This window comes from Psychrobacter sp. (assembly GCF_035469765.1).
Taxonomy (GTDB): Bacteria; Pseudomonadota; Gammaproteobacteria; order Pseudomonadales; family Moraxellaceae; genus Psychrobacter.
Genome location: NZ_DATIRM010000169.1, coordinates 1 through 2400 on the forward strand (window position 1 = coordinate 1; position 2400 = coordinate 2400).

2 protein-coding genes and 1 pseudogene are annotated in these 2400 nt (G+C 41.8%); all 3 read left to right on the top strand.

From position 1 onward, the window contains the following. Nucleotides 1-137: pseudogene (locus VLN09_RS04865) on the top strand (L-lactate dehydrogenase); the annotation flags it as partial. Between the two features lie 102 nt (nt 138-239). Then, the gene (locus VLN09_RS04870; RefSeq protein ID WP_325244230.1) at nt 240-1322 is read left to right on the top strand and encodes a rhomboid family intramembrane serine protease; all 1083 of its coding nucleotides are present in this window, start codon (nt 240-242) and stop codon (nt 1320-1322) included. 98 nt (nt 1323-1420) lie between these two features. Continuing rightward, on the top strand, nt 1421-2233 hold the full coding sequence (locus VLN09_RS04875; RefSeq protein ID WP_325244232.1) for a MipA/OmpV family protein: 813 nt from the start codon (nt 1421-1423) through the stop codon (nt 2231-2233). Nucleotides 2234-2400 lie beyond the last annotated feature (167 nt).

Sequence of the window (2400 nt, forward strand, 5' to 3'; positions counted from 1 at the left end):
TCCGCCGAGCGCTAGAGCTGATGTATAATGAGTGTGATTTGTCGATGGCGTTCTGTGGTCATACCGACATCGATGAAGTGCGCGATGATATCTTAGTCAAAGGCACCTATGAGAACCTTAAAATTAATCCTTATTAAAAAAGCCGCCTTTATTAAATATTCATAACAGGCTTATGGATGACACGCCCTAACCCTAGCCTTTATACTCTACTTATAATTTTTTATTGATAATTAGATTTTATGACCATTCAACAATTATTAAAGACAGCACCCGCCACTACCCTATTATTAGTCAGCTTTATCGGGCTATTTATCATGCAGATATTGACTGGGGTCGATGCCAATAATCCATCGACTGAGGCGTTAGTAAAATGGGGCGCCAATGCTCTACCTTTTACCATGGATAACGAGCCATGGCGCTTAGTGAGCAGTGCGTTTTTGCATATTGGGCTAATGCATTTATTGTTTAATGGTTTTGCCATGTACTTTTTTGGGCAAATCGCCGAGCCGATGTTTAGCTCAGCTAAGTTTTTGGCATTATTTTTACTCGCGGCAATCGGTGGTAACTTACTTAATAATTACGTCACTTGGCAAGGTATCATAGATGGAACAGGACAAGCAGGTTTATCGGCAGGCGCATCGGGTGGCATCATGGGCATTGGCACAGCGTTATTAGTCGCTGCGCTGTTTAAGATATCGGTCAATGGCATGGTGCTTAACCTTAAAAGCTTGATATTTATTATGGGCATCAACTTGGTCTATGGTTTTGCGGTGCCGGGTATCGACAATGCCGGTCATATTGGCGGCGCGATTACTGGTCTTGTCATTGCACTGGCTTTTGCTATTGCCTATCGTCAGCGCATGGCTGCTGTTATACAGAATACTGCCATTAATCAAATTGACTATTTACCTCGTTATCAAAGTGAGCAACAAAACGAATACCACACCACTTATATTAATACTCCAGTGAATAGCGATAGCAAGTTTGCAAGTCAGCAGCACACTGATCACGACACTGCCTTTGATAATGATGCTCAATTAAATAACGCTCATTTAAATCATGCCAGTTTGCATAATGAGAGTCATGTGGATAATAATAGTGGTGTAAACTCAAACGTAACTATTAATCCTATCAACCCTATTCGTCCCACCCTTAACGAAACCCTGAATGAGAAAAGCACACCCATTAAACCTGCGCTTATTTGGCAGTTGCTGCCGTGGGTTGTGATGTTATTTATTGGCATTGGCTTTATATGGTGGTGGCAAGATATTCATCAGCAATTAATAGAAGTGCTCAATGCCATTGAGCAAAGCACTATGTAGCCGACACCCCTTTAATTTTTAACTGGCTCTAACGTAATAAGAATCTTGCGCGTTTCTCTATTTTCATCCATTTTTTCAATCACTTATGAGAACAAGTTATGTTTATATCATCAGCGCTATCCCCTACTTTTAAACGCGCTTTGCTTAGCACGTTAACGGCTACTGCCATGCTTGGCACAACTAGCCTATCCAATGCAGCACTCTTTAATAAAAACTTACCGACTGTTCCCGATGCTGAGCTAAGCGTTGGAGTCAACGTCATGGCAGTCAATTCTGCTTATGATTTGGAAGAAAGCACCGAGATAAAGGTTTTGCCAGGTGTATTTTATGACAACAATAGAGTCTATGCGCGCGGTGCCCAAGCGGGCGTATACCTTATCAATGATGGTAGCAATCAGCTAGCTGCCTATGCTCAGCTTGCTGGCAATTCATTTGATCCTGATGATGCTACTGGTGCACTAAGCGAGCTTGATGAGCGTAAAGCCTCTGCTGCTGCAGGACTAAGCTATACGCGTCTGACACCGGTTGGTGGCTTTCGTGCCCAATATGCGACTGATGTTTTAGACCGTAGTGGCGGTAATATTGCCCGCTTAAGCTACCTTGGTAAAATCAGCAAAAACAAGCTCACCGTCTATCCAAGCGTTGGCTTTGAATATCATGATGCCGACCACAATCAATACTACTATGGCGTGAGCGATACAGAATCAGCGAAAACAGGCGTTGCCGCTTATACTGCCAATTCAAGCCTAAATCCCTACATCAATATTAGTGCCAATTATGACTTCAATGAGCGCTGGGCAGGCTTTGCTAATCAAAGCTTAAGCTATCTGCCAAATGAGCAATATGACAGTCCAATGGTTGACTCGCGTACTGATGCAACGACGACGCTTGGGTTATTGTATAAGTTTTAGAATTTAAGAAAGAGAGATGTAAAGACAGCTGGGCATTTTTCTCGGCTTTTTTTATGGGTAAATTTTTTGAGTTAGATCTTGAAATAATATATTCATATATTGATATATAATAAGTTAGATACACAGTAAACAATCAATGACAAGGAGAGTGTTATGGTGTTCTTGCT